Below are 26,494 nucleotides of genomic sequence, written 5' to 3' on the forward strand. Positions count from 1 at the left end.
AGTCTAAGGTTGAGAAATGATATTCTTAACCTTTTTCTATATTTAAAGACTTAGTTTCACAGTAATACCCTTTGCCGCCAACATAAACTTTTTCTATTTCATTCTTGCTATTGGTTGCTAATTTAACTAAAATTTCAGAAGGCGAGTGTAAAGAATAGCCTTGTTCAAATACATAGACTTCTTTTTGCAGGTGATGCTGTTCATAAAGGTAGCAAGCTAATGCACCATTAGAAGTTCCAGTTGCTGCTTCTTCATTGATGTCGTATAGGGGAGCAAAATTTCTGCATATAATACGATTGTCATTAAAAGTATATAGATGCATCCCAACAACATTATAATACTGGCTCATTTCTTTAATTTTTTCAAAATTAGGTTGCAGTGCATATAATTGTGTTTCATTGGTTATAGGAATTAAAATATCTTTTAAGCCTGTCGAGACAATTTGAATGGGGTATTTATTGTCTATAGCTTTACTATCAAAACAGTTGATGAATTCGTTTGAAGATATAACATCATAGAATATCGGTTTGTTTTGTTCCATGAAAATGATGTCATCTTTTATCGTAATAGTAAGAACACCGCTGTTCGTTTCAATTGTATAGCAATCCCTGAAAAGTTTGTGTAAATGCATCAGTATCGTGAAAGAGCCAATTGTAGCATGACCACATAAATCAACTTCTTCTTTTGGTGTAAAATACTCAAATTTATAATCAGCCATTTCAGATTTTGATATAAATGCGGTTTCCGCATAGCCCAGCTGTTTGGCTATTTCCATTTTTTGAGTAGTGGTCAATGTATTCTCATCAAATACTACTCCTGCTTTATTTCCGCCTTGATGATCCTTGCTAAATGCACTTGCAACATAAACGGTTACGTTCATTAGACATCTTCCTTCCTCATTTATAGTGAATTGTAGCATAGAAAAAACTACGTAAAAACGTTGTTGTATAAATATACAATAAAACAAGAGGCGAACTATTTTAGTATCTGAACTCTCCAAAATAGTTTACCTACAGTCAAAAACGCGGTGCCGTCCTTCATCTACTAGGAAGAACGCGAATAGTAGCTGATTCCTTCTTTGTTTTAACCTTTAACGTCAGCCCCATGATAACGATGATAATAATTAATAAGGTGAAAAGGGCAACGTCAAATGTATTTGTCATATCTTTGATAATCCCAACAAGCATTGGTATGATACCACTAATGATATAGCCACCGAATTGAATCATTGCTGTCCATTCACTTGCCTCTTTTGGTGTAGTCGTTGCATCTAAAGGTAAAATCATTGCTAATGGGAATAAACCACCAGCACCAATCCCTGTTAATGTCGCACAGAAAATAGGGGAGATTCCACCCATAATTAACATGAAAATGCCGATAAAGGAGCTTGAAGCACAAAGTAGCATCCAAGGCTTTCTCTTGGAACTATTATTTATTAAGATGGGAATGATAAAGCTGCAAACCATCTGCATGACAGAAAAAATAGTGACGGTCGTTGCAGCGTAGGCGTCACTATATCCCATATCCTGTACTTTTGGAGCGAGCCATGTCGCGAGGGAATAATAAACACCTGATTGGAAACCGAACATAATCATAAGGAGCCAAACATATCGGTTTCCCCAAGGTAACCGACTTTTTTGATTTGCAGTTTTCTCAAATGACTCTTGAGATGGCTTTGATTTTTTAATGATAGGAATCCAAACAATGATACCTATAAGAGCGAATACCGACCATATCGCTAAAGCTGCGTTCCAAGATTGATGAAATGCATGCATAGCAGGAACAACTAAACCAGCACTTAAAGAGGCTCCAATTCCCATACCCGCAGAATATACACCAATCATAGTAGAAGAATATTTAGGAAATTCCTTTTTGATATAGCCTGAAATCAGTGGACCTGTTATGGCAATCCCTATCCCACTAAGAATAGCAGTTAATAATAAAAGGAAGGGGAAAGTTGCCACTAACCGTAAAGCAGTTGATATACCGATTAATAGAACGGATCCACCAATCGTCCACTCAATACCCCATCGTTCACTTAGCTTGCCAGCCAATGGCGCAAAAATCCCCATACAAAATACGGGTAGTGCCGTTAATAAACTTACTACAACACTTGTCATCTGCAAGTCTACTTGAATATTTTTCAATACTGGCGAGATAGATGTTATCGAAGCTCGTAGATTCATGGAAAGTATAAACAAAGAAAAAACGCTCCAAATAATCGGGAAGTTTTTTGATTTCGCCATCACTGAAAACACCTCTTTTAGTTATTATTTGATATACTATAGTTAACTTTTTGTTTAAAAAATAAACTATGATTAACCGACTTGTATAATATAGTATACTATTGGTGCAAAGTCAATGGAAGGGGTGCCATCTATTGCAGGAGGAGCATATGGATTTATCTAGTCAAGTAGGTATGAACTTAAGAGAGATTCGAAAAAATAAAAGGATGAGTCTCGAAGAGCTCGCGAGTGTTAGTAATGTCAGTAAGCTAACATTAGGGAAAATTGAACGGGGGGAAACAAATCCAACTGTTAATATCCTTTGGAAAATATGTAGAGGGCTTCATATTCCATTAATTTCTTTATTATCCTTTGAAGAAAATGTAGAGGTTCACCGTTTTGGATCGGAATATCAATTTGCAGGTCACAATAACGACTGGTTTGTCGAGCCTTTATTCAAAACAAATGGAACTGAATGGTATAGAGGTCGTCTTGATCCTAATAGTGAATATAGTGAGTGTCACTTAGCAGGCTCTGAGGAAGTTGTGCTTGTGTTGAATGGGCAATTGGAGCTGAAGGTCGGAGAGAAAACCCATCTGTTAAATCAATGGGATGTCATTAAGTTCAAGGGTGAAGAACTTCACACGTATATTAATCACTCAGATGAAAAAATACATTTAATGCTGTCATTAACGTATACAACTCCGTGATTGTCCCCTAAAAATTAGGCACGGATGAATGGTAAGGGTTACAAAGTAAAATAGATTGATACTTTTAAAGAAAGATTTGCTCTCATTCAAAACAAACATCGGTATTTTCACGTAAAAATCGTCCTTACTAAGTTCAAGTAAGGACGATTTTTCACCATTGTATTATTAAATATAACCCCAAATCATACATAGTAATGTTCCAAAAATGGTAACGAGCGCTATGACTAACCCATAATAAATATTGGTATAGATGGCGGGTTTATCATTCGTTTCACCAGCATGCATAAAGACAACTAACTGTAAGCCTGCCTGAATAAATGCTGTGACTAAAAGTATTGTCATCGTAATAGGCATTGCTATCTGAAAAAAATAGACACACGCTGCAATGATGGTAAGGATTATCGACAAGGCAAATCCCATCACCTGTTTTAGTGGGAATAAATCACTCATTTCACACCATTCCTTTCAAGTAAATGAAGCTGAAGATAAAAATCCAAACCACATCTAAAAAGTGCCAGTATAAGGAGAAGATGAAAGATTTATTGGCTGTTTCAGGCGTTAATCCACGCGTAATTAATTGGTAGACAATAAACATCCCCCAAAACACACCAAATGTGACATGGGCACCATGCGTCCCTAATGTTGTCAAAAGGGTAGCTGTAAAGGCGCTCGTTTGTAAGCCTGCACCAACATGCACATAATGAATAAACTCATAAACCTCAAATCCAATAAATGCTACGCCTAGCAATAGCGTCAACACATAGAACGTAATCATCGCTTTCATATAGCCTTTGCGCATAGCGTGTATGCCTAGACCAATCGTAAAGCTACTAGTGAGAAGAATAAATGTTTCAAATAAAACAGGTGTAATTTCAAAAATATCTGCTCCAGTAGGGCCAGTTCCGGTGCGATCCACTAACACAAAATATGCTGCGAACAGCGTTCCAAAGAGCATGATTTCAGCGCCGATAAAAACCCAAAAGCCTAGTATATTCAATTGATTTTGCTGTGTACTATATTCTAAAGGGAGTGATTGATCGATTTTCATGATTGACTACCTCGCAATTTTGATTCCGTTTCTTTCACTTTTTCGACAGGTACATAGTGTCCAGGGTCTTTTTCCAATGAACGATGAGCCATGCAAATAAAAATACCGATAGTTGTAACAATAGTTGGAATCCACATACCAAATACAAATGAGAAGCCCCAAGCAAAGAATATACAGCCTAGAATGAATGGTATCCCACTGTTATTTGGCATATGAATGTTTTCGTATTTTTCTGGGAACAAATCATGCTGGCGATATTTTGCATCCCATAATGCCTCAGTTGAAATGACATGCGGTACTTTTGCAAAATTATAGTACGGCACTGGACTTGGTGTAGCCCATTCTAATGTACGTGCGTCCCATGGGTCTGAGCCAATGTTTCTTGGTGCATAACGAATGCTGTAATAAACGTTGTATACAATTAACATAAAGCCAATCGTAAGACCAATAGCGCCGACAAAGGAAACCATATTCCACATACCAAAACCTGTGGAAGCTGAGTAAGTATACATGCGGCGTGCTTGTCCATCTAAGCCAGAGAAGAACATCGGCATAAAGGCAAGTAAGGTGCTAAGTGCAATAATCCAAGCCGTCACTTTGCCGATTTTTTCATTTAACATAAAGCCAAACATTTTTGGCCAATAGTAATGTAACCCTGCTAGCATGGCAAATACAACACCAGGAATAATGACCATGTGAAAGTGAGCTACTAAAAACATCGTATTATGGTACTGGTAATCAGCTGCAGACATACCTAGCATTACCCCTGTTACGCCACCAATTGTAAAAGTAGGGATAAACAACATGGCATACAGCATCGGCGTTGTAAAGACAATTTTTCCTTTCCACAGGGTGAATAACCAGTTAAAAATCTTCACCCCAGTGGGCACAGCAATCGCCATCGTTGTTATTGAAAAAATACTATTTGTTAAAGCACCTTGCCCCATTGTAAAGAAATGATGGGTCCATACTAAAAACGATAGGAAGGAGATAATCACCATGGAGCCGACCATCGATTTATAGCCATAGAGATTGCGTCCCGAGAAGGTCGAAATAATTTCACTGTAAAGCCCAAAGGCAGGTAATATGAGAATATAAACCTCAGGATGTCCCCAGACCCAAAAGAAATTCGCCCATAGCATATCCATACCACCATTGGATGTTGTGAAGAAATTCGTAGCAAATAGGCGGTCGAATGTTCCCATGACAAGTGCAACCGTTAATACTGGAAAGGCAAACACGATTATAACGTTTGCGACTAATGAAGACCACGTAAACATAGGCATTTTCATTAATGTCATTCCTGGAGCTCGCATTTTGAGAATGGTAACAATCATATTAATACCAGTAATTAATGTACCTAACCCTGAAATTTGTAGAGCAAACAAGTAATAGTTGACCCCTACAGATTGACTAAATTCATTATTAGCAAGAGGGAAATAATTCGTCCAGCCAGCATCAGGTGAACCCCCAATAACAAAGGAAATATTTAATAGCATAGCTCCCATGAAAAATAGCCAAAAGCTTAATGCATTCAAACGTGGGAAGGCCACGTCTCTTGCGCCGATTTGAAGCGGCACAATGTAATTCATAAAGGCCATAATAAACGGCATCGCCATAAAGATAATCATGACTGTTCCATGTGTTGTAAATATTTCATTATAATGCTGGGCATCTAGTAATTTATTATCTGGTACTGCCATTTGCGCTCGCATCATAATAGCATCCGCACCACCACGGAATAGCATAAGAATGGCTGAAATTAAATACATAATACCAATGCGTTTATGATCCACTGTTGTTAACCATTCCCGCCAAAGATAACTCCACTTTTTAAAATAAGTTAATCCTACAATAATCGCTATAACCGTTAGACCAATAGCGACCATAGATGCATAAATAGCTGGGCTTGGATGGGGTATAGCAAAACGTTCAAAGTAATCCATCTGACTAGGTCTCCTTTCGACATAAACCTTATCGTAAACTAGTTTCGTTTGAGAAATTCATCATTAATTTATGGAGTGGCATGATCTTTTACGTGGGAAGAGCCATGCTGATGTCCGCCATTTTCACCCTCAGGCGCTGGTAGAAACGTTAAATGCGTTCCATTGAATGTGGCTTGTCCCACATGACCTGGTTGTAGTAACGTATTAAACTTTTCCTCCGTTAATAAATCTGCTGTTTCCTTTACTTCCTTGACCCATTCATCAAATTCATCATGAGTCACCGCTGTAACATTAAACGTATTTTCCGCAAATCCTTTTCCATTAAAGTTTGCATTTCTTCCCATAAACTCTCCGGGCATATCCGCAGCCAAATGCAAGGTATTCACCATATCGGCCATCGCATATTTTTGACCCCCAAGTTGTGGAATCCAGAAGCTAGTAATCGGTCCATACGAATAAAGCTTAAATTCGATTGGACGCTCTGCAGGAATATACAAATAATTTACGGTTTCAATATCTTCTTCTGGATAACTAAAATGCCATTTCCAGTTAGATGTTGCAGCATAAATGACTAAAGGCTTTTCATCTTTGTATTTTTCCGGCGTAGACTCCACCTTGTAATTACTTTGAACTGAAATAATAGACATGTACGCAACAATTAACACAGGGATACCTACACAAATTATTTCAACCATTGTACTTCCCTTAATATGGGGAGGCTTATAGTCGGGACTTTGCTTGGAAGCGCGAAATTTCATTAACATATAAGCTAAAATCACAAAAACGACTAGCACGATAAAGGACATAATCCCTATCGAAAGCATAATATCTTTGGCTTGTACTTGAGCTTGAGGACCTTTTGGGTCTAATACTAAAAGCGGGTCACAGCCCGTTAACATAGTGACAATAGTGAAAAGACCAATTAATCTGAGCCAACTTTTTTTCATAAACAAACCCCTTTAACTGATTCTTTGAAGTGCTATCGGTTACTATAGGCTTGTATGGATTTTGATTCACAATTGATTTTTATGATAGTGGTCCATATTTTGAAAGACAAGGTGTTTTGCAAGATTACACAGAACGTTCTAAAACAACAAAAATAATTTTAGTATAATATTATCGAGAGGAATAAGCGTCAGATAAGGGTTCTCGTAGAATTCTACGGGTTATAATTAAAAGTGGATGGTGAAAGTAATAAGGAAGTGGATGGTTATTAATCATTAACATTCTATTATGATTGACTTTTTAGCTTTTCAGACAAAGCTAGAAATAAGAGGCAATATAGAGGTGAAAAACTATGAATTGGAAACCAGATCGACATGCAAAAAAAGCTATCTATAAACAACTCGCAGAATATATGGAAAAAGGGATTGCTGATGGAACATTTCCGCCCGATAAACCATTACCATCAGAGCGATATTTAGCGAATACTTTACAAGTAAACAGAAGTACAGTTGTTAGTGCCTATGACGAATTAGAAGCAATGGGACTCATTGAACGCAATAGAGGAAGCGGTACGACCATTAGCAAAGATATTTGGGGAATCACACGAAAGCGAATTCCGAGCTGGAATCGATATATTGAGGCAGGCTCCTTTTTACCGAATCTACCAGTTACGCAAAAAATAAGAAAAGAGGCAGTGGATCATAAACTGATCAATTTAGCAACCGGAGAATTATCGGAGGATCTTTTTCCTAAAAGCGCATTAAGAGAGATTACGGCAACACGCTCTTTCATTGGTAGTCTAGGATATGATCATCCTCAAGGAAGTGAGATTTTACGAACGACCCTAGCAAACCATATAAAAACTAGCAGAGGAATTGATACAAATCCTTCTTCCATCCTCATTACGTCTGGAGCTCAACAAGCATTACATTTGATTGTCCAATGCTTGTTAAAGCCTGGAGATGCTGTCGCGATTGAAGATCCTTCATATAACTTTAATTTACCTATTTTTAAATCGGCTGGATTAAAAATCCATTATCTTCCTGTTCATAAGGATGGCATTAATCCCGATGATTTGCAAGCCCTTTATAAAAAACATCGAATTAAAATGATATTTTTAAACCCAGATTTTCATAATCCAACTGGATCTTCGTTAAATATAAAGAAACGAGAGGCTATTCTAGACATATCGTCCAAGCTCGGGATTCCGGTAGTAGAAGATGATCCCTATAGCTTAACGGCCTTTTCAGGTGAGAAAAGACCAACTTTAAAATCATTAGATACAAACGGAAATGTATTATACATTAGCTCCTTGTCCAAAATCGTAGCCTCAGGTTTACGAATCGGCTGGATTATTGGTCCTACATCCGTTATTGAAAGACTATCCGATGCCAAGCAACAAATTGACTTTGGCCATTCCAGCTTCACACAATGGATAGCGAATGATTTTTTACAGTCCTCCAATTTTAACCTGCATATCGAGCATTTAGTGAAGGAATTGGAAAGACGCCGAGATACTATTGTCCAAAGTCTCCATACGTACTTAAAGGATGAGGTGACATTTTACGCGCCACAGGGTGGCATTCATATTTGGTGCCAAGTAATGATGGAAGATTATAATGAAACCCAATTACTAGAAGAATCCATTCAACGTGGGGTCATCTATGTGCCTGGCTCTACTATGGGATCACAAAAGGGATTTGTCCGTTTTACGTACGCCAGAGAGGATACCGAGTCAATAGACGAAGGAATCAAAAGGTTTGCAGAAGCACTGCATTGTCTAAATGGAAAAAGATGAATTTTTGTTAATTATAGACAAGTGGATGGTTAAATTAACAATGATGTGGATGGTTAAAAAAGTAGGGAAAGTATTTATGATAGAAACATGGATAACCAACATCCATCAAAGCTATCAACAATCATGGACGTGTGGAACGATTCACAATTATTCGCACAAGTAATGAAATCTGTAAATAGGGAAGGTGATAGAGGAACCTTGACTGCAATGCCGAGGACATTAGGGATGAGGTAGATCACTAATGCTAGTAGGTTTTGCGCTTCACAAAGGTTTAGGAAAAAATGCTAGAAAGCCACTTTTAATAAAGAGGTTATAACATTCACAACACCTATCGTTAATGTTGTCTGAAAGCTTTACCTGTTCGAACAGTCTCATTTTTAGCTTTAGCTGCTGATGAAAAAAATCAAGGCAGTCACTACTTATTATATTTTTATGCCCACGAGAATATAGAAGGGATATAGGCACCCCTTATATATTCAATTAAATCTAGTTAAAAACATCACTTAGCCACCTAGCTCCGCAATACCATCAGCGCGCTAGGTGGCTACTTTTATAGAAAGATTGAGAAAATACCTAGTTTCATTCTTGTTTACTCGCTAAGGGGAATGATGGTGGAAGTACAGGTAGGTGTGAAATAACATTAGAACACATATTTACAAGGGGAGATGTGGAATTTTTTTACGAAGGTTTTTCAAGATGCAGGGGGGTCATTATAGGATGACTGGAACACGGGTGGTTTCTTGTGCAAGATCTATTAACAGCCCCTCAATTGACATAAAATATCAAATGGTGCACAGATTGAAAGCTCTGGGCTAATTGATACATAGGGAAACTATTTTTATTGCACAAGATGCTTCTGTTGATAAATAGAAGCATTTTTTGATTTTATCAAACGTCGGGGTGATGCAGATGAATTTTTAGTCCTTTGACAACGCCTGTACTGTTGTGTAATGCGTTAGCCCAATATGGTGGCACCATTATTAGTATTTCGTATGACCGCCGATATTTAAAGGAAGTTGTATCAACCATTTATGAATTAACGAATGATGGCTTAATCAAGAAATCAACAATAAAAAAAGTCAATTCTCTGTAAGAAAAGAATCGACTTTTTACAAAAAAATATATGTACAACACATTGAAATCAACAATGGTTTATGGTAAATTTATAGAGATAGACATTGTATAATTAACGTACCACGCACTTTCCCTATTTTAATTATACAATATACTCTATTCTTTCGTCAACAGTTTTATTATTTATTTTTAAAGGAGTGGTTGCTATGAAATCAGCAAAGGCACTACAACAGATGGGAGGAAAACCTACTCAGCTCATTGACGAAGAAGTCGAGACCTAAAAAGATAATCGAAATTCTCAAGAAAATGAAAAAGATAAAAGAAAGTAGGATTGATATTATATGTCGGAGAATACCATGTCTGCCCAGACAAAAACGCCATACGGCATGATTGCCATTTTATTTATTGGGGCATTTGTAGCGATTTTGAATGAAACGTTATTAAACATTGCCCTCCCAGCCATTATGACGGAATTTGACGTAAAAGCCACTGCCGTACAATGGCTTTCAACGGGCTATATGTTGATTAACGGTATTTTAATACCTGCGAGTGCGTTCTTTATTCAACGCTTTACGGATAAAAAGCTATTTATTACCGCCATGGCCTTATTTACGCTAGGTACGTTCCTAGCGAGTATTGCACCAGCATTTGGTGTATTATTAGCAGCCCGTATGATACAAGCTGCAGGCTCAGCCATAATGATGCCTTTACTAATGAATGTTATGCTTACTGCATTTCCAGTTGAAAAAAGAGGGGCAGCGATGGGGATGTTTGGTCTCGTGATGATTACTGCTCCCGCAATAGGACCTACACTTTCCGGCTGGATCATTGAACATTATAGCTGGAGAATGTTATTCGATCTTGTTCTGCCAATTGCCATTTTGACATTAATTTTTGCAGCGTTTAAATTGAAGGATGTGACACCACAACGTGCCATTAAGCTTGATGTGATATCACTCATTTTATCAAGTATCGGATTCGGCGGCCTGCTGTATGGTTTTAGTTCAGCAGGGGAAAAAGGTTGGGACGACATACTTGTCTATGGAACAATCATCATCGGGACGATTGCTTTAATTACCTTTGTCCTTCGTCAACTTCGAATGGATGAACCAATGCTTGAGTTTCGTATTTTCAAATATCCTATGTTCGCCTTATCATCGGCAATTTCCATCGTCATTGCGGTGGCCATGTTCTCTGCAATGATTTTAATGCCTATTTATGTGCAAACAATTCGTGGCATTTCACCAATGGATTCAGGTTTATTAATGCTACCAGGTGCAATTGTAATGGGAATCATGTCTCCAATTACCGGGAAGCTCTTTGATAAATATGGCGCAAGAAGTTTAGCCGTATTTGGTTTAATCATCACCATTGTCACATCCTATTACTTTAGTAAAATAAGTATGGATACGGCTTATTCGACACTTGTTCTTCTGTATACATTACGGATGTTTGGGATGTCAATGGTCATGATGCCAGTTATGACTAATGGGCTGAATCAGCTACCAGCGTATAATAATCCACACGGAACAGCAATGAACAATACACTTCAGCAAGTATCCGGTGCTATTGGGTCTGCTGTATTGATTACAGTCATGAACAATAAAACAACTGCCAAGGCAGAAGAAATAGCTGCTAGCGCTATGAATAATATGAGTGCCAATGCACAGACATCTACACAGGGTGCCGCTGAGCTAAAACAACAAATCATGAATGAAGCCATGCTTCATGGTATTAATTATACCTTCTTTATTTCAACATTGATTGCGGTAATCGCACTCATTCTTGCATTCTTTATTAAGAGAGTTCAACCAAATCATGAAAATATGATGACTCATGAGGATGCTGAACAACAAGTAGACGTGAAATAAGTAGTCAAAAACGGGTGTTGCTAATGATAAGCAGCACCCGTTTTTTAGTGAAAATAAACCTCGGCTTCAGCTACAACTATACAGTGGTTATCTACTGGCTTTGTGCGATAGGAGCTGCTGTTGTATTACCCTTTTTACAACACAAACGAAAAGCCTATTTGTAGAAACACTCAATGCTACGGCTGAAATGGTTCTCTATCTTAGTCCAGTGATACCTATTATTTCATGACCATCTAGGCGATTATCGCCTTTATTTTAACGTGATTGGTTCCCTCTAAAAAAATGGTGCAACAAAACGGTTAAAAATGCTTTGGGTTGAGGGGCGAGCGGAGAAGGGGAGCTTGACATAAAAAAATGGCGTTTCATCCATGTGAAACACCATTTCATATTATTGAGTTAATCGTTGGATAAAAGCATCTAAATGTTCGATTGTCACATAATCGTTAACACCAAATAAATTATCACCTTTACCTACCGTAATTTTATTGGATGCAAGGATGGATACATAGCTGTTAGCCCAATGAGCTCCAGGAACATCTAGAAAGTTTTCTGTTGCTCCTTGTTGTTTTAAGTGGAATGCTTCTACTAAAACTTTTGATAGTTGACCGCGTGTAATAGGTGAACCTGGATTGAATTTCCCGTTTTCATCACCAGTAAAGACACCGATTTTTTTTAGGGCTTCAGCAGCACCTGCATATTTAGACCCTGGCTTTACATCAGGAAAACTTGAATTTGTTTGACTAGTATCTAATTGTAGTTTTTTAGCTATTTTAAGAGCTACTTCTCCACGTGATGAATAAATAGTAAAGTCTATTTCAGCATCTTTTACCTCTCCATAATCCGAGAAGCTTGCAACACGTTTTGCCCCCACGTAACGAGATCCCCAATAATAAGGGTCATTGATTTTATCCATTTTAACCCCTGAACTTGTCGTAGCCGAAATAAAATTGCTGTCACCTATGTAAATGCCAACGTGTGAAACACCACTTCCCGAAGTATTAAAAAATACAAGATCGCCAGTCTTTAAATTATCTTTTGCGATAGAAGTACCTTGTTGATATTGAGCATTCGATGTACGTTCTAATGAAATTCCTACCTTAGAAAATACTAATTGTGTATAGGCTGAACAATCAATACCTGTCTTAATATCTGTGCCCCCATATTTATAAGGAGTGCCAATATATGCTTTAGCTGTATTTGTTATATCTGTATATGTAGCTGCTTGCGCATCGTGAATACCTATTCCTGTAAAGAACATAAAAGACGCAAAAATCGGTAGTAATATTTTTTTCTTCAATTAATCCTTACCCCTTTCAAAAAGCAATCGCTTTTGAACTAAAGTAAGAATATCATGAAACGCTTAAGAGTTATTTTTCAATCATATTACTGATTAACACTTTCCTATGATTCTGACATATTATTTTTAATCATGTAATGTATCTGCAATAATTATGGTCAATTTTACTAAAAATATATGAATTAATTGGATATTTAGGGATAAAAGAGATATTAATTATATTTATGCTAAATTCCATAATCAATATCTCTTACTAGCAAAATATAAATAGTGGAGATTTAATAATGAATCTTCGTTATAAAAATAGAAAGGAGGGAATTATGGTCAATTGACTTGAATAAATGAAATCTTCATCTAGGTAAGACACTATCAGCTAAAGAATATTCAATCAGAGGCAAGTTTCCGATTTAGATAAAGCGTATTTCTAGTTATTTTACATAGTAGCTTTAGTCAAAAACATGTAATGTCGTTTCTGTTTTTGTTTAAAGTGAACAATGTTATTTAAATGCTCCTATCTTACAATTAAATTAAGCAATTAACATAATAAAAAATAAAAAAGGAAGTGATTGAAAACGAAAATACCTGATTTTTTTGTGCAATATGTGCAAAAAAAAATCTCATCCATCTCTGCGGTGAAATAACAGTCTTGAAGAGATGCGAATGTCTCTTCTAGAAACCTATGGTAACTAGTTAATCAACAGACGTATTAGTAAAAAAAATAATAGGAAGGAATTGATTGAAATGTTAGTCAAATTATTAGAACCATTAAATGTTTCAGATTCGATCATTGAAAAATTAGCGGAGCCAATCAAACAGGCCGGACACGAATTTGTTTATTACAACAAGAAAACAACAGATAGTGCAGAATTAGCAAAACGTAGTGAAGGTGCAGATGTGATTATGATTGCTAATAATCCTTATCCTACAGAAGTGATTGATCAAAATGCCAATTTAAAATTAATAAATGTAGCCTTTACAGGTGTTGATCATGTAGGTATCGGGCAAGCGAGAAATCAAGATGTTATGGTATGTAATGCAGCTGGATATGCGAATCAAGCAGTTGCTGAATTAACAATTGGTTTAGTATTAGATGTGTACCGCCGTATCTCTCAGGGTAATAAAGAAATCCATGCCGATCATTTCCCAGGAGCATTCCAAGGTAGTGAAATTAAAGGGAAAACAGTTGGTTTGATTGGTACAGGAAAGATTGGCATGATGACTGCTCGTTTGTTTAAAGCATTTGGCGCAAAAATAGTAGCTTCAGACCAATCTAGAAGAAATCCGGAAGCTGAAGCTTTGGGTATCGAGTACATGGAATTAGATGAGTTATTAGCACAATCAGATATTGTGTCATTACATATACCACTACTTTCAAGTACAAAAGGATTAATCTCTAAAGAAAAATTAGAATTAATGAAAGAATCAGCTATTCTAATCAACTGTGCACGAGGTCCAATTGTTGATAATGATGCATTAGCCGATGCTTTAAATGAAGGGCGAATTGCAGGAGCGGGGATTGACGTATTTGATATGGAACCGCCAATTCCTGGAGACTATAAACTATTACAAGCCAAAAATGTTATTTTAACACCCCATGTAGGCTTCCTTACAAATGAGGCAATGGAACTGCGTGCTAAAATTGCATTTGATAACACCATGGCTTTTTTAGAGGGAAAACCTCAAAATATTATTCGCAGATAATCATTTTCTAATAAACGCTAAATGACGTGGGTATAGTTTGAAATTCGAAACAAGGAGAAAATACTATGACATTAAAACAATTAGCAAGAGAAGATTTAAAAAATCGTATTTTCCATTGGCCTGATATTCAAGAGTTTAGAGAAGAAGAAGCGACAAAACATATTTTTTATGAAACACCTAATACTGTTGGAGCTATATGGTGTATGCGTCCAGGACAAACTTTGCCACTTCACTCACACGAGAAAGCGGATGATATATGGGTTGTTATTGAAGGGACAGCTGATTATTATCCAGAATGTGGTGAAATGGTTCAAATTAAAGCTGGTGATGTTGTCGTTTCACGTGCAGGAGAAAAGCACGGAATGACTAATAATTCTAGTAGAGATTTCGTCATGTTAGGGTTCGCAGGTCCCACACCAATAGGCTTTATTGCGCATAAACATCATTAAATTAACGATCACGTCTGTTGATTAACTAGTTTTCATAGTAAAAAGATTCCTCCTTGATGATCCATTATCTACAAGGTGGAATCTTTTCTGCGATCACAAAGGATTGTCACATGAGAAAAATTCCATTTTTCAAAATAGGATTTGAGCAAAGATGTTTGCACGAGGATGGCGATCAGTCCGATTACCTATAGGGTAGTCGGGCTTATTTTTGTTTATTCGAGCCGAGAAAAGTTTGTAGATACAAAAGCACTGAGTAGGAATCGGTAAATAAGAATGCCATAAGTCATGCATTTATAAACAATTCAAACATTGGCTTTTGTCTAAAATGTGCAATGCTGGTTCTGTTTTTGTTAAAAGTGAACAATGTTATTTACGTACTCATCACCTAAAATTAAATTAAGCACTACATAAGTAAAAAAAAAGAAAAATGGGAGTGTCATATTATGGGACAAACAGTTAAGAATGACCCGAATTATTACAAAAAAATCATTTTTACTCTGTGTTTAGGTTGGGTAGCTATTTGGATTTATCGTACAATACTTACACCAATATATCCACAAATTCAAGAATCGCTTGGTAATATTAGCGATACTCAAGTAGGACTTATTGCTTCTATTTATTTCTTTGCCTATACGGGTATGCAAATTCCATCAGGAATACTCGTTGATAAATTTGGACAAAAACGAGTATTGATCCCTGCGTTTATCATATTTGCATTAGCAGCATTCGTCATTGGATCAAGCACGACAATCACTCAAGTTTATGTAGGCGCCTTAATGGCAGGTCTTTCGACTGGCTCATACTATGGTGCGGCCTTCTCTTTATCCGCTAAATATATGCCAAAAGATAAGAAAAGCTTTTCTAATGCGATCATCAACAGTGGTTCGGCATTAGGGATGGTTATTGGTCTAGTAGGCTCATCTGTATTAGTAGGTGGCCTTGAAATCCAATGGAATTACATGCTTTATATGATAGCAGTCTTAATAGTAGCTGTAACATTTGTGTTTATCTTATTTGTTAAACAAGACAAAAAAGCTACAAACGAAACATCCGAAGATAAAATAACAGCACAAGCCACAGTATCTCAAGGCGTAGAATTATTCTCGATAAAAAAATTAGTTATTTACTTCGTCTATTTTGCAACATGTTATGGTTATTACATGATAGTGACATGGTTACCATCATTCCTTGTCGGAGAAAAAGGATTTGAACAAGGTTCAGTAGGATATGTAGCTGCTTTAGTTGCAGTCACAGCAGTACCTGGTGCATTGATATTTTCTAAGTATATTGATAAAAATGCACATATGCGTCAGAAATTAATAATCTTCTTGTTAATTGGGGCAGCCGTAACTATTAGTTTAACCGTATTTGCACCTAACCCTTCTGTCCTCTATGCAGCATTAATTTTATACGGTTTATTAGGTAAACTTGCCATTGATCCAGTTTTAATCACATATGTAACGGATTCAGTACCTTCCAACAGCATGGCCAAAGCACTAGGTATCTTTAACTTCTTTGGAATGACTTCATCAGTTATTGCGCCAACTCTTACAGGTTATATTGGTGATATCACTGGTTCAAAAGTATTAGCATTCTATATTGCAGCAATACTTCTTGCAGCAGCAGCGATTTTATTCTTCCTGGTCGTGATGTTGAAAGAGAAGAAAGCAACCCATCCCCTAACTAATGAATAAAGTAAAGCTACCTATTAGCGGAGATTTAATACATCTCCCGCTGATAGGTAGTTTTGTTATTGCTGCCTAAAAGCAACGATGCTCGTGGAACCGTTGTGAAAGCAGCTTCATTTAAATGTGGATTCAATCGAATAAGCGTGTCGGTTTATTGATAATAGCTTGAGTAGGAGCTGCTACATTGAATGGTAAAATAGGTAAAAAGAATCCCGCTAAAAAGCATTCATAACAGCTTTTTAGCGGGATTTTTAAGTTTAAAAATTTACTTTCTCTGAGGCAAATAATGCTAATCGTAGATCCAATGAAATATCAGGCGATTCGATAGACTGACCTAAAATCTCTTCACATTTTTTAATACGATATTTTACTGTATTCCGATGAATAAATATATCTTCAGAGGTCTTTGTCAGATCACAATGATTCGCCAAATAGATTTTCAATGTATGCTTTAGTTCTTTTTCTTTTGTCGATTTTGGATAGGCTAATGAACCTAGTGTGTACGTGATAAACGGTTTTAATTTATTGGCTGGAATGAGTTGTAACAATTCTTCTACACTTTTAGATTTATAGAGTTCAATAAATTCCACTTTACTACTTTCAGACTTATGATCAAAAGCTTCATTCGCTTCAAAATAAGAGAGTGGTAACTGTGAGAATTCAGTCACTTCATTACCAATACCGAATGACAGTGTACTATTAAAAAGTTTATGATACTCTTTTTGGATATATTTGCAGTAATCTAAATAATATTGATGTTTAGTTTGTAATAGGATCGTAAATCGATGATTACCTGGAGACCTATAAACACTGATAGAAGGATCAATGTCAGTAAATTTATGTGTTAGCCACTCAAAAGTCATTTGATAACGTTCATTCAAATAGATATTATTTTCCACATCCCTTTCTTGATCAATCGCACAAACGATTACTTGATAGAAATTGGATGGGTGAATATGGTGCTTTTTTAAAAACTCAGGGTGCTGTTTGACTGAAATAAGATTATCAGGATGCTCAGACATCAATGTTTCGAAAAATCGGTTGACATCTTGTTGTTCCGCTTCTTTGATTTTACTGTTTTTATAAATGGCGAGACTGAGTGTATTGACGGCTTGTTCTATGGCAAGCAAACTAAATGGATAGGTGAGCGTATTAACATTTGAAACCATCAAATAATACGGGAAATATTTAAATGCTGGAACTTCAAATATAATATGCTCCTCTTGGAAAGATGCTTTATTATTAGGTGAAATTTGCTTGGAATTAACACATCTTTTGAAGTAACTAAGATTTTTTTGAATTTGCTCTGATTGTTCTTGGAAGTGATGGCTCATCGTTTTAATTTGATGAAAAGGATTTAAGAGCATCACAGGGACTCTAAGAAGTCTGCTCATTCGTTCAATCATCATTTCCAAGCTCAAACCTCTCATCAGCATAGTATTTAATTCTTGTTGGATATCTAATGCAAAATATAACTTTTCAGTTTCTTCATCCAAGATATAGGATGATATATGATGTGTAATGGATCCGAGATTCCAACTATCAGGGATTCTAATAATGGGGAATTTTAACTTGTTTGCAAATTCTATTACTTCATCATCAATTTTTTCTAAAAAACGCGATAATTTAACGCCTATGCCAGCAACTTGTATATCATTTAATTCTAGAATGAGATCCTTTAATCCGGATTGGTCGTGTTGATAACACATACCCGTAGTGACGATAAATGAATGAGGTGCTGTGAAATTTTTAATATCTGGTGTTTCCGTAATATCGACCATTTCTACTTCTCTATCTAAATCTCCCTCATCATTTAATAATGTTAAATCAGAAAATTGTTGGACAGACATGATTTCTTTTAATGTTGTCATAAGGATCATCTCCTTTATATTTGTTAGAAAAAGACCAAAATAATAAGAAATATATTTGTAAAACGCTACAAGGATAACCTATCACTCTGATTGTATACTATTTTTGAAGGTTAATATACGTATAATTCTTTATTTCGAAATAGTAAAGGAGGAATCTTACAATCGTACTATTAATGACTTTTGCCAATCTTTCTGACTTCTCTGGGCTTAGCACTTCTCTAGCACCCGACCTGCCAAAACGGATGAATTCTCCCCATTTGTTAGTCCAGTATTAGGATGGATGGGTGTCTTTCTAACGGAATCGGTTGTAAATAATCATGCACTATTCGAAAGCTTACAGGCACTTACTGGGACGCAGATTGGCATCTCGCGTATAGCAGCTAACACTGCTGGGGGAAGCAAAGCAAAAGTGATTTCTACACAATCTATCCCGATTGCAGCAGCAGCCGTTCATCAAACCGGGGATGAGTCAAAAACCTTTCAATAGCCAATACGATATAACTGGCTTGCTCCTATTTGTAAGGTTCATGATTTATCCTTTAATCATTTTAATAGGGACTATACCACATAGATTTACTATGTGGTTTTTGTTTTTTAGTAAGGATAGAATGGATGATTTACTCCACTCATACCCCGTCTTAAAGCCTTTCCATAATCGATAGCAAAAAGCGTTCTTTTTTACTCCGACAGCTACTTGCTCCTTATCCATATCTATTTGTCTAAAGTGCATAAAAAGACTATCCATTATTGTTCATTGTGTCAATGAATGGTTATGGGGGAGGACCTATAATAAAAGTGTAGAAGGAAGGAGTGAAAGAGGTATGGATATTCAATCAACTTTTGAAATGTTAGATAAGAAATTTACAGGTTTTGGTGGCTTAGAACAAGGTGGAATTACACGCCTTTTATATTCTCAAGAATGGAATGATGCAGTTCGTGAACTGGAAAAAACATTCAAAGAAGAAGGATTAGAAGCAAGCTTTGACGATATCGGGAACTTAACTGGGCGTCTGGTTGGCAGTAAATATCCGGAAGAAACCATTTTAACAGGATCACATATCGACACAGTAGTTGAAGGCGGTCATCTAGATGGCCAATTCGGTATCTTAGCTGCACTAGTGGCTGTGAAATATTTAAAAGCTAAACACGGCCAACCACTACGCTCATTAGAAGTATTATCTCTTGCAGAAGAAGAAGGCAGTCGATTCCCTTACACATTCTGGGGTAGCAAAAACTTCTTTAACTTAGCTAAAAAATCGGATGTTGACACAATTGCAGATGCTGAGGGCATTAAGTTCGAAGACGCGATGCGTAAATCAGGCTTTGATTATCGTAAAACTACTGACGTTCGTAATGACATCAAAGCATTTGTTGAAATTCATATTGAACAAGGCAAAGTGCTAGAGACGGAAAACAAAACAATCGGTGTTGTTAATGGCATCGTTGGTCAAAAACGCTTCACGATCAATTTAAAAGGTGAAGCAAACCACGCTGGTACTACGCCAATGTCATTACGTCGCGATACAGTTGTTGCCTATAGTGAAATTGTCTCAAATTTAACAAAACGTGCTAGAGAAATTGGGGAACCACTTGTATTAACGTTTGGTCATATCACACTTGTACCAAACACAGTAAATGTAGTTCCTGGTGAAATTACGTTCTCAGTAGACTGTCGTCATATTGATCAGCAAATATTAAATGATTTTGCAGTAGAAATCGAAGACAAAATTAAATTAGTCGCTGAAGCAAATAGCATGACTTATGACATTAATTTATGGATGGATGAAGCACCAACATTGATGGACAAAAAAATTGTTCAAATCATTGAGCAAGCAGCAAAGAACAATGTAGGGAATCAATATAAAGTGATGCCATCTGGTGCAGGACATGACTCACAAATCTTTGCACAATATGTTCCAACGGCAATGTTATTTGTACCTTCTATTGGTGGAATTAGTCACAACATTAGTGAAGAAACGAAGATAGAAGACCTTGTTAAAGGTATTGAAGTATTAAGTGATGTACTTTATGAACTAGCATACAAAGAATAAAAATAATGAAAAAGGAGCCAGATACTTATGGGTTACTTAAATCAAGTTCAAGGATACAGAGAAGGTTTATTAGAAACACGTTCTGTCATTAAAAAAGACAATTATGCGGTAATCACACCAGATGGCCTAGTTAATAATGTTGTACCTGGCTTCAAAGATTGTGACGTCACAATTTTAGGGTCCCCTCGTTTAGGTGCAAGATTTGTAGATTACTTAGTAACAGTAAAAAACCAAGGTGGAAACAAAGCGGGCTTCGCTGGTGATGGTATTCAATCTTTTGTATACGTTGTTTATGGCAAAATCAATGCTTTTGCAGATGGTAAAAAATACGAATTAACTGAAGGTGGGTATTTATATGTGCCTCCACACTTACAGTTAACTTTTGAAAATAATAATAACGGTGAAGATAGCCGTTTATTCTTATACAAAAAACGTTATCAACCTCTTAAAGGACAACCTCTTAAAGGGTTTACGCCAGAAGTCGTTACAGGTAATGTGCACGACATCGAACAAGAGGCATATGAAGGTATGAAAGAAGTATTAATTCAAGACTTATTACCAAAAGAAATTGGCTATGATATGAACATTCATATTCTTTCATTCAAACCAGGTGCTTCACATGGTTACATTGAAACACACGTTCAAGAACACGGCGCTTATGTTTTAAGCGGGCGAGGCATGTACAACTTAGACAATGAATGGATGCCGGTTGATAAAGGTGATTATATCTTTATGGGCGCTTATGTACCACAAGCAACCTATGCAATTGGTTTAGATGAACCATTCTCATACATTTATTCTAAAGATGCAAATAGAGATATTGATTTATAAAAAGGGAGTCTATTATCTCCGATAGTGAACCAAAGATAAATTAGGCATCTTAGTTACAAAAAAATTTCTAAAATAAAATTCTGATTATTCAGAATGTGAAACAAAATATTAATTAAATGAGGAGTAAACAAGATGCGTGTATCTAAAGAAGAACTATTTAATTTAATGAAGCAAAAGTTTATAAAAGCTGGATTAAATGAAGGAGCGGCACATGATGTTGCAGACGTATTAACATACGCTGATCATAGAGGTATTCATTCACATGGTGCTGTACGTGTTGAATACTATTCTGAACGAATTGCAAAAGGCGGGATTACAAACAATCCCAACTACACATTTGAACAAACAGGACCAGCATCTGCGATCTTTAATGGGGATAATGGTCCAGGTCACCAAATAGCAAAACAAGCGATGGAAAAAGCGATTGAAATGGCTAAAAAATCAGGTGTTGCCGTTGTTGGTATGAAAAATATCTCACATAGTGGTGCTTTAGGTTACTTTGTTGAAATGGCAGCAGAACAAGATATGGTTGCTCTAAGTATGTGTCAATCAGATCCAATGGTCGTACCGTTTGGCGGAACTGAACCTTATTTTGGGACAAACCCAATTGCTTATAGTGCACCATCTGCTGATGACCGCATCATTACATTTGATATGGCGACTACTGTCCAAGCATGGGGCAAAATCTTAGATGCAAGAAGTAAAAATGCATCGATTCCAGACACATGGGCTGTGGATGCTACTGGTGCACCTACAACGAATGCAAGAGATGTTCATGCACTCCTACCAATTGCAGGTCCAAAAGGATACGGCTTGATGATGATGGTAGATATTTTATCAGGTAGTCTTCTAGGAGTCCCACATGGTATCCATGTATCTTCTATGTATCAAGACTTAACTAAAGGACGCGATTTAGGTCAAATTCATATCGTCATTAACCCTGCCTATTTCACAGATTTGGATGCTTTCAAGCTACAAATTACAACTATGCTCAATGAATTAAAAGCACAGCCTGCGGCAGAGGGCTATGGAGAAATTTATTATCCAGGTGAACGCGGTATATTAAGAAGTAAGGAATATGATAAGGAAGGTATTGAAATCGTAGACGACATTTACAACTATCTTGTGTCAGACGACGTTCATTACGATCGTTATCATGGAAAAAATAGATTTGCAGAATAATAAAATTGGAGGATCATCATGTTATACACAATTATAAAAGAAAACACTTATAAAGACTCCATCGTGTTAATGCTTTTATCCAACAAGTTGTCTGCAATTGATGGTGTAAACAAAGTATCGATCATGATGGGAACACCAGCGAATAAGGACATTTTTAAATCTTCTGGCTTAGGCACGGATGAATTAGAAAAAGCAAAGCCAAATGATATCGTCATCGTTGTAGATACAGAGCAGGAAGAAAAAGTAGACGAAGTGAAAGAAGAAGTAGAAATCGCTTTAAAAGGTGATTCAGATTCACAAAATACGTCTAAAGGTCAAGAAGCTCATAACTGGAAACGTGCAATGGAGCTTGCAAACAATCCAAATTTAGCGTTAATTTCAATTCCTGGTCAATATGCTGCAATGGAAGCGGAAAACGCATTGAACGAAGGTTTACATGTGTTCATGTTTAGTGACAATGTTTCGAAAGAAGACGAAGTGAAACTAAAACAAAAAGCGCATGAAAAAGGGTTATTAGTGATGGGTCCAGACTGTGGTACTGCCCTTATTCACGGTGTCCCCATTGCTTTTACAAATAACGTCAACGAAGGCGATATCGGTATTGTTGGGGCATCAGGTACAGGGATTCAAGAAGTCACTACAATTATTGACCGTTATGGTAAAGGTGTTACAAATGCTCTTGGAACAGGTGGACGTGATTTATCGACGGAGGTTGGTGCTATCACGATGTTAGATAGCATCAAAGCGTTAAATCAAGATCCAAAAGTAAAAGTCATTACAGTGATCTCCAAACCACCTGCAGAGGAAGTACAACGCAAAGTATTAAACTTATTAAGAAATATTGATAAACCAGTGGTTACGCTATTTTTAGGTGACAAACCTTCCTATCAAGAAGAGAACATCTATCATGCTTATACACTTGAAGAAGCAGCAGTTGTAGCTGTCCAATTATCAAATGGTGATAAACCGAATTTTGAACCGACAACAGCTGATGTTAACGTTGTATTAAAAGAATCACAAGTTGGTATTAAAGGTTATTATTCAGGTGGTACATTAGCATCTGAAGCGGCTATGCTAGTGAGAGATGCTTTTAAAGATACAATGACTGAAGAGAAAAGCGAAAGCTATGTTTTAAAAACAAACACTCATGAAATCATTGATTTAGGTGATGATGTTTATACAAAAGGTAAACCACATCCGATGATTGACCCTGAAAAACGTATCGAAATGCTTGAAAAATCTATGAATGACCCTGAAACTGCAGTCATTATGATTGATAACGTAATCGGTAACGGTGGTCATGAAGATATGGCTAGTGAGCTAGCACCAACCATCAAACGTATTTTGGATAATGCACGTCAAGAAGGTCGTCAGCTTGCAGTGCTTGCAACGGTTGTAGGTACAGCACAGGACGTTCAAGGTTACGATAAACAAATTGCCATTTTAAAAGAGAGTGGTGCAATTATTTGTAAAACCAATGATCAAATGGTCCGCACAGCTATCCAACTTGTAGGTGGTAAAGTGGAACAACCAATTACTGATGTACAAAAATTTGACTATACAGAAGAAAGCTTAGTAGTGGATGAGAAAATCATGTCCTTCATCAATATGAAACCTAGCGTTATCAATATTGGGCTAAAAAGCTTTACGGAAGCTGTTCAAAACAGTGGCTCAGAGTGTGTTCAATTTAACTGGCGCCCAATTGCTGGTGGCGATGAGAAGTTAATGAAAGTACTTCAATTCTTAAACTATTATGAAGGAGGCACAATCTAATGGGATACAAAACAATAAATGAAGCGAACGAAGCCGTTATCCAAAAGATCATAGCAGCAGCACCATTTTTAACGGATGTTGTACCTGCTAAATCTGTGATTCCTGAATTAGAAGAGTACGTGTTATTACATGCTGGACCTCCAATTAAATATGAAAACATGACAGACCCAATGCAAGGTTCCTGTGTTGGTGCCATCCTTTTTGAAGGATGGGCAGAAGACGAAAAGAATGCACGTGAATTACTTGAAAACGATAAAATCAAATTCATTCCATGTCATCATGTGAATGCGGTTGGACCAATGGGTGGTATTACTTCACCTAACATGCCAGTCCTTGTTGTTATTAACAAGGAGAGTGGTAACGAAGCGTATTGTCAAATGAACGAAGGGATTGGCGCAGTATTACGTTTCGGCGCTTATAATGAGCAAGTCATCAATCGTTTACACTGGATGAAAGATGTATTAGGTCCCGTATTAAGTAAAGCCTTAAAAAGAATTGATGGAGGCTTGAACGTCAACGTATTGATTGCTAAAGCTATTGCTATGGGAGATGAGTTCCACCAGCGAAATATTGCAGCTTCACTTGCATTTTTAAAAGAACTATCTCCAGTAATTGCTTCATTAGATGACGTTGAAAAAGATCAACGTACAGAAGTAATCCAATTCTTAGCTGACACAGACCAATTTTTCTTAAATATTGCTATGGCGACTGGCAAAGCGATGATGGATGCAGCACGGACAATCGAACACGGTACAGTTGTTACCGCAATGTGCCGAAACGGTGAAAACTTTGGTATTCGTATTGCTGGTATGGGAGACGAATGGTTTACTGGTCCTGTTAATACCCCGCAAGGATTATATTTCACTGGTTACTCAGCAGAAGATGCCAACACAGATATCGGTGATTCAGCGATTACAGAAACAATTGGTGTCGGAGGTATGGCGATGATTGCAGCACCTGCCGTAACACGCTTTGTTGGTTCGGGTGGATTTAATGATGCGCTTGAAACAAGTAATCAAATGACTGAAATCTGTATTAGCGAAAATCCAAACTTTGTTATCCCAACTTGGGACTTTAAAGGCGCATGCTTAGGTATTGATGCACGGAAAGTTGTTGAAACAGGGATCACACCAGTTATCAACACTGGTATTGCCCATAAAATTGCGGGGTACGGACAAATTGGTGCCGGTACAGTACATCCGCCAATCGAATGTTTTGAGAAAGCTATCACAGCATATGCTGAAAAGCTAGGATTTAAAGGATGATTTTACAAGCAAGTGCGGTTGGTTCAATCGCACTTCAATTATTGAATGAAGGAAAAACCTTTACCGTGCACAGTATGTTTGAAAAAGGTTTAAATATGGTTGATCAAGATGGAGAATTGATATTTGTTGGTACCGATGAAAATGGGACATTTCCGTTCGGGATCTTGCTTGATCCTCAAACGAGACAAACAGTAAAAACCAATATTAAGGTAGGCGATACATTAATATTTCGGAATAATCGTCTTTTTCATAACCGCTTCGAAATGGTGTTTAATATAAAAATACTACCGTTATATATGGATTTTGAACATGCAAATATAAATAAATTGAAAGAAAATTTTAAATACATTTCATTTACATCCTATGAATCATCAGATTTTGAACGAGCACGTGTATTATCCTTAATTAATCAATTACAAGATCCAACCCAAAATCTTGACGAGACATTCCGTTACTTTATTGGGCGTGGACAAGGTTTAACACCAACTGGTGATGATATACTAGTCGGCATATTGTACGGACATTTTATTAAAAATTTTATCGAACCTAAACATCTAGAAACACTAAAAGCTCTAATCAAGGAACCTTTAACAACCATTGTCAGTAAGCGTTTCTTAACCTGTGCTATAGACGGTGTATTTAGTTCGAAGATTACAGCATTGCAACATGATCCATCTTTAGAAAGCATGAACAGGCTTATAAAAGTAGGATCATCATCTGGAATGGATACGTTATATGGCATTTACTTGTCATTAACTAAGGAGTGAAA

20 protein-coding genes and 1 pseudogene are annotated in these 26,494 nt (G+C 36.8%); 13 read left to right on the forward strand and 8 right to left on the reverse strand.

What is annotated here, in order from left to right:
- Window positions 1-25: 25 nt before the first annotated feature.
- Window positions 26-880, reverse strand: coding sequence for a PhzF family phenazine biosynthesis protein (locus tag A2J09_RS07320; protein ID WP_036161685.1), 855 nt, complete (start codon window positions 878-880; stop codon window positions 26-28).
- 157 nt (window positions 881-1,037) lie between these two features.
- On the reverse strand, window positions 1,038-2,246 hold the full coding sequence (locus A2J09_RS07325; RefSeq protein WP_031415913.1) for an MFS transporter: 1,209 nt from the start codon (window positions 2,244-2,246) through the stop codon (window positions 1,038-1,040).
- 149 nt (window positions 2,247-2,395) lie between these two features.
- Here A2J09_RS07325 and A2J09_RS07330 point away from each other — a divergent pair, with 149 nt between their 5' ends.
- Complete coding sequence (locus A2J09_RS07330; protein WP_031415915.1) at window positions 2,396-2,935, forward strand: helix-turn-helix domain-containing protein; 540 nt, start codon at window positions 2,396-2,398, stop codon at window positions 2,933-2,935.
- 165 nt (window positions 2,936-3,100) lie between these two features.
- Here the strand turns inward: A2J09_RS07330 and qoxD are convergent, their stop codons facing one another.
- The 4 genes from qoxD to qoxA all read right to left on the reverse strand — a co-directional run bounded on the left by qoxD (window position 3,101) and on the right by qoxA (window position 6,876).
- A complete protein-coding gene (gene qoxD / locus A2J09_RS07335) occupies window positions 3,101-3,385 on the reverse strand; it encodes a cytochrome aa3 quinol oxidase subunit IV (protein ID WP_031415917.1) in 285 nt (94 codons plus the stop codon).
- 1 nt (window position 3,386) lies between these two features.
- On the reverse strand, window positions 3,387-3,983 hold the full coding sequence (gene qoxC, locus A2J09_RS07340) for a cytochrome aa3 quinol oxidase subunit III (RefSeq protein ID WP_012294499.1): 597 nt from the start codon (window positions 3,981-3,983) through the stop codon (window positions 3,387-3,389).
- Window positions 3,980-5,929, reverse strand: coding sequence for a cytochrome aa3 quinol oxidase subunit I (gene qoxB / locus A2J09_RS07345; protein ID WP_012294500.1), 1,950 nt, complete (start codon window positions 5,927-5,929; stop codon window positions 3,980-3,982). Before qoxB ends, qoxC begins: the two co-directional genes overlap by 4 nt.
- A 68-nt stretch (window positions 5,930-5,997) precedes the next feature.
- Window positions 5,998-6,876 (reverse strand): cytochrome aa3 quinol oxidase subunit II, encoded by an 879-nt coding sequence (qoxA, locus tag A2J09_RS07350; protein WP_036161687.1) that lies wholly within the window; start codon window positions 6,874-6,876, stop codon window positions 5,998-6,000.
- 350 nt (window positions 6,877-7,226) lie between these two features.
- Between qoxA and A2J09_RS07355 the strand changes: the two genes are divergently transcribed.
- Together A2J09_RS07355 and A2J09_RS07360 are read left to right on the forward strand one after the other, a co-directional pair.
- Window positions 7,227-8,672, forward strand: a complete 1,446-nt coding sequence (locus A2J09_RS07355) for a MocR-like pyridoxine biosynthesis transcription factor PdxR (protein ID WP_012294502.1) — start codon at window positions 7,227-7,229, stop codon at window positions 8,670-8,672.
- A gap of 1,415 nt (window positions 8,673-10,087) precedes the next feature.
- On the forward strand, window positions 10,088-11,617 hold the full coding sequence (locus tag A2J09_RS07360) for a DHA2 family efflux MFS transporter permease subunit (RefSeq protein WP_036161689.1): 1,530 nt from the start codon (window positions 10,088-10,090) through the stop codon (window positions 11,615-11,617).
- A gap of 388 nt (window positions 11,618-12,005) precedes the next feature.
- Here the strand turns inward: A2J09_RS07360 and A2J09_RS07365 are convergent, their stop codons facing one another.
- On the reverse strand, window positions 12,006-12,914 hold the full coding sequence (locus A2J09_RS07365; protein WP_012294505.1) for a C40 family peptidase: 909 nt from the start codon (window positions 12,912-12,914) through the stop codon (window positions 12,006-12,008).
- A gap of 741 nt (window positions 12,915-13,655) precedes the next feature.
- On the opposite strand from A2J09_RS07365, the gene A2J09_RS07370 reads away from it, so the two are divergent.
- The 3 genes from A2J09_RS07370 to A2J09_RS07380 all read left to right on the forward strand — a co-directional run bounded on the left by A2J09_RS07370 (window position 13,656) and on the right by A2J09_RS07380 (window position 16,758).
- Window positions 13,656-14,615 carry a 2-hydroxyacid dehydrogenase gene (locus A2J09_RS07370; RefSeq protein WP_012294506.1) on the forward strand — a complete coding sequence of 320 codons (960 nt, stop codon included), beginning with the start codon at window positions 13,656-13,658 and terminating at the stop codon, window positions 14,613-14,615.
- Between the two features lie 65 nt (window positions 14,616-14,680).
- Window positions 14,681-15,064 (forward strand): cupin domain-containing protein, encoded by a 384-nt coding sequence (locus A2J09_RS07375; protein ID WP_012294507.1) that lies wholly within the window; start codon window positions 14,681-14,683, stop codon window positions 15,062-15,064.
- A gap of 443 nt (window positions 15,065-15,507) precedes the next feature.
- Window positions 15,508-16,758, forward strand: a complete 1,251-nt coding sequence (locus A2J09_RS07380) for an MFS transporter (RefSeq protein ID WP_012294508.1) — start codon at window positions 15,508-15,510, stop codon at window positions 16,756-16,758.
- A 251-nt stretch (window positions 16,759-17,009) separates the two neighbouring features.
- Here A2J09_RS07380 and A2J09_RS07385 read toward each other — a convergent pair whose 3' ends face one another.
- Window positions 17,010-18,623: a PucR family transcriptional regulator gene (locus tag A2J09_RS07385; RefSeq protein WP_012294509.1), complete on the reverse strand. Its 1,614-nt coding sequence runs from the start codon at window positions 18,621-18,623 to the stop codon at window positions 17,010-17,012.
- A gap of 155 nt (window positions 18,624-18,778) precedes the next feature.
- Between A2J09_RS07385 and A2J09_RS24635 the strand changes: the two are divergent.
- The 7 genes and pseudogenes from A2J09_RS24635 to A2J09_RS07425 all read left to right on the forward strand — a co-directional run.
- Window positions 18,779-19,107 (forward strand): annotated as a pseudogene (locus A2J09_RS24635) (L-lactate permease); the annotation flags it as partial.
- Between the two features lie 337 nt (window positions 19,108-19,444).
- A complete protein-coding gene (gene allC, locus A2J09_RS07400) occupies window positions 19,445-20,674 on the forward strand; it encodes an allantoate deiminase (RefSeq protein ID WP_012294511.1) in 1,230 nt (409 codons plus the stop codon).
- A 27-nt stretch (window positions 20,675-20,701) separates the two neighbouring features.
- The gene (gene allE / locus A2J09_RS07405) at window positions 20,702-21,505 is read left to right on the forward strand and encodes a (S)-ureidoglycine aminohydrolase (protein WP_012294512.1); all 804 of its coding nucleotides are present in this window, start codon (window positions 20,702-20,704) and stop codon (window positions 21,503-21,505) included.
- 132 nt (window positions 21,506-21,637) lie between these two features.
- Window positions 21,638-22,687 (forward strand): ureidoglycolate dehydrogenase, encoded by a 1,050-nt coding sequence (gene allD, locus A2J09_RS07410; RefSeq protein WP_012294513.1) that lies wholly within the window; start codon window positions 21,638-21,640, stop codon window positions 22,685-22,687.
- Window positions 22,688-22,705: 18 nt separating this feature from the next.
- Window positions 22,706-24,460, forward strand: coding sequence for an acyl-CoA synthetase FdrA (locus tag A2J09_RS07415; protein ID WP_012294514.1), 1,755 nt, complete (start codon window positions 22,706-22,708; stop codon window positions 24,458-24,460).
- Window positions 24,460-25,725 (forward strand): YlbE family protein, encoded by a 1,266-nt coding sequence (locus A2J09_RS07420; protein WP_012294515.1) that lies wholly within the window; start codon window positions 24,460-24,462, stop codon window positions 25,723-25,725. The genes A2J09_RS07415 and A2J09_RS07420 overlap by 1 nt, the downstream gene beginning before the upstream one ends.
- A complete protein-coding gene (locus A2J09_RS07425) occupies window positions 25,722-26,492 on the forward strand; it encodes an oxamate carbamoyltransferase subunit AllH family protein (protein ID WP_012294516.1) in 771 nt (256 codons plus the stop codon). The genes A2J09_RS07420 and A2J09_RS07425 overlap by 4 nt, the downstream gene beginning before the upstream one ends.
- Window positions 26,493-26,494: the final 2 nt, after the last annotated feature.

The organism is Lysinibacillus sphaericus (assembly GCF_001629735.1).
In the GTDB taxonomy this organism is placed as follows: domain Bacteria; phylum Bacillota; class Bacilli; order Bacillales_A; family Planococcaceae; genus Lysinibacillus; species Lysinibacillus pinottii.

What these genes read in the sequence shown, in the direction of transcription:
- A2J09_RS07320 (WP_036161685.1), bottom strand. Translation starts at nt 880, where the DNA reads ATGAACGTAACCGTTTATGTTGCAAGTGCATTTAGCAAGGATCATCAA.
- A2J09_RS07325 (WP_031415913.1), bottom strand. Translation starts at nt 2,246, where the DNA reads ATGGCGAAATCAAAAAACTTCCCGATTATTTGGAGCGTTTTTTCTTTG.
- A2J09_RS07330 (WP_031415915.1), top strand. Translation starts at nt 2,396, where the DNA reads ATGGATTTATCTAGTCAAGTAGGTATGAACTTAAGAGAGATTCGAAAA.
- qoxD (WP_031415917.1), bottom strand. Translation starts at nt 3,385, where the DNA reads ATGAGTGATTTATTCCCACTAAAACAGGTGATGGGATTTGCCTTGTCG.
- qoxC (WP_012294499.1), bottom strand. Translation starts at nt 3,983, where the DNA reads ATGAAAATCGATCAATCACTCCCTTTAGAATATAGTACACAGCAAAAT.
- qoxB (WP_012294500.1), bottom strand. Translation starts at nt 5,929, where the DNA reads ATGGATTACTTTGAACGTTTTGCTATACCCCATCCAAGCCCAGCTATT.
- qoxA (WP_036161687.1), bottom strand. Translation starts at nt 6,876, where the DNA reads ATGAAAAAAAGTTGGCTCAGATTAATTGGTCTTTTCACTATTGTCACT.
- A2J09_RS07355 (WP_012294502.1), top strand. Translation starts at nt 7,227, where the DNA reads ATGAATTGGAAACCAGATCGACATGCAAAAAAAGCTATCTATAAACAA.
- A2J09_RS07360 (WP_036161689.1), top strand. Translation starts at nt 10,088, where the DNA reads ATGTCGGAGAATACCATGTCTGCCCAGACAAAAACGCCATACGGCATG.
- A2J09_RS07370 (WP_012294506.1), top strand. Translation starts at nt 13,656, where the DNA reads ATGTTAGTCAAATTATTAGAACCATTAAATGTTTCAGATTCGATCATT.
- A2J09_RS07375 (WP_012294507.1), top strand. Translation starts at nt 14,681, where the DNA reads ATGACATTAAAACAATTAGCAAGAGAAGATTTAAAAAATCGTATTTTC.
- A2J09_RS07380 (WP_012294508.1), top strand. Translation starts at nt 15,508, where the DNA reads ATGGGACAAACAGTTAAGAATGACCCGAATTATTACAAAAAAATCATT.
- A2J09_RS07385 (WP_012294509.1), bottom strand. Translation starts at nt 18,623, where the DNA reads ATGACAACATTAAAAGAAATCATGTCTGTCCAACAATTTTCTGATTTA.
- allC (WP_012294511.1), top strand. Translation starts at nt 19,445, where the DNA reads ATGGATATTCAATCAACTTTTGAAATGTTAGATAAGAAATTTACAGGT.
- allE (WP_012294512.1), top strand. Translation starts at nt 20,702, where the DNA reads ATGGGTTACTTAAATCAAGTTCAAGGATACAGAGAAGGTTTATTAGAA.
- allD (WP_012294513.1), top strand. Translation starts at nt 21,638, where the DNA reads ATGCGTGTATCTAAAGAAGAACTATTTAATTTAATGAAGCAAAAGTTT.
- A2J09_RS07415 (WP_012294514.1), top strand. Translation starts at nt 22,706, where the DNA reads ATGTTATACACAATTATAAAAGAAAACACTTATAAAGACTCCATCGTG.
- A2J09_RS07420 (WP_012294515.1), top strand. Translation starts at nt 24,460, where the DNA reads ATGGGATACAAAACAATAAATGAAGCGAACGAAGCCGTTATCCAAAAG.
- A2J09_RS07425 (WP_012294516.1), top strand. Translation starts at nt 25,722, where the DNA reads ATGATTTTACAAGCAAGTGCGGTTGGTTCAATCGCACTTCAATTATTG.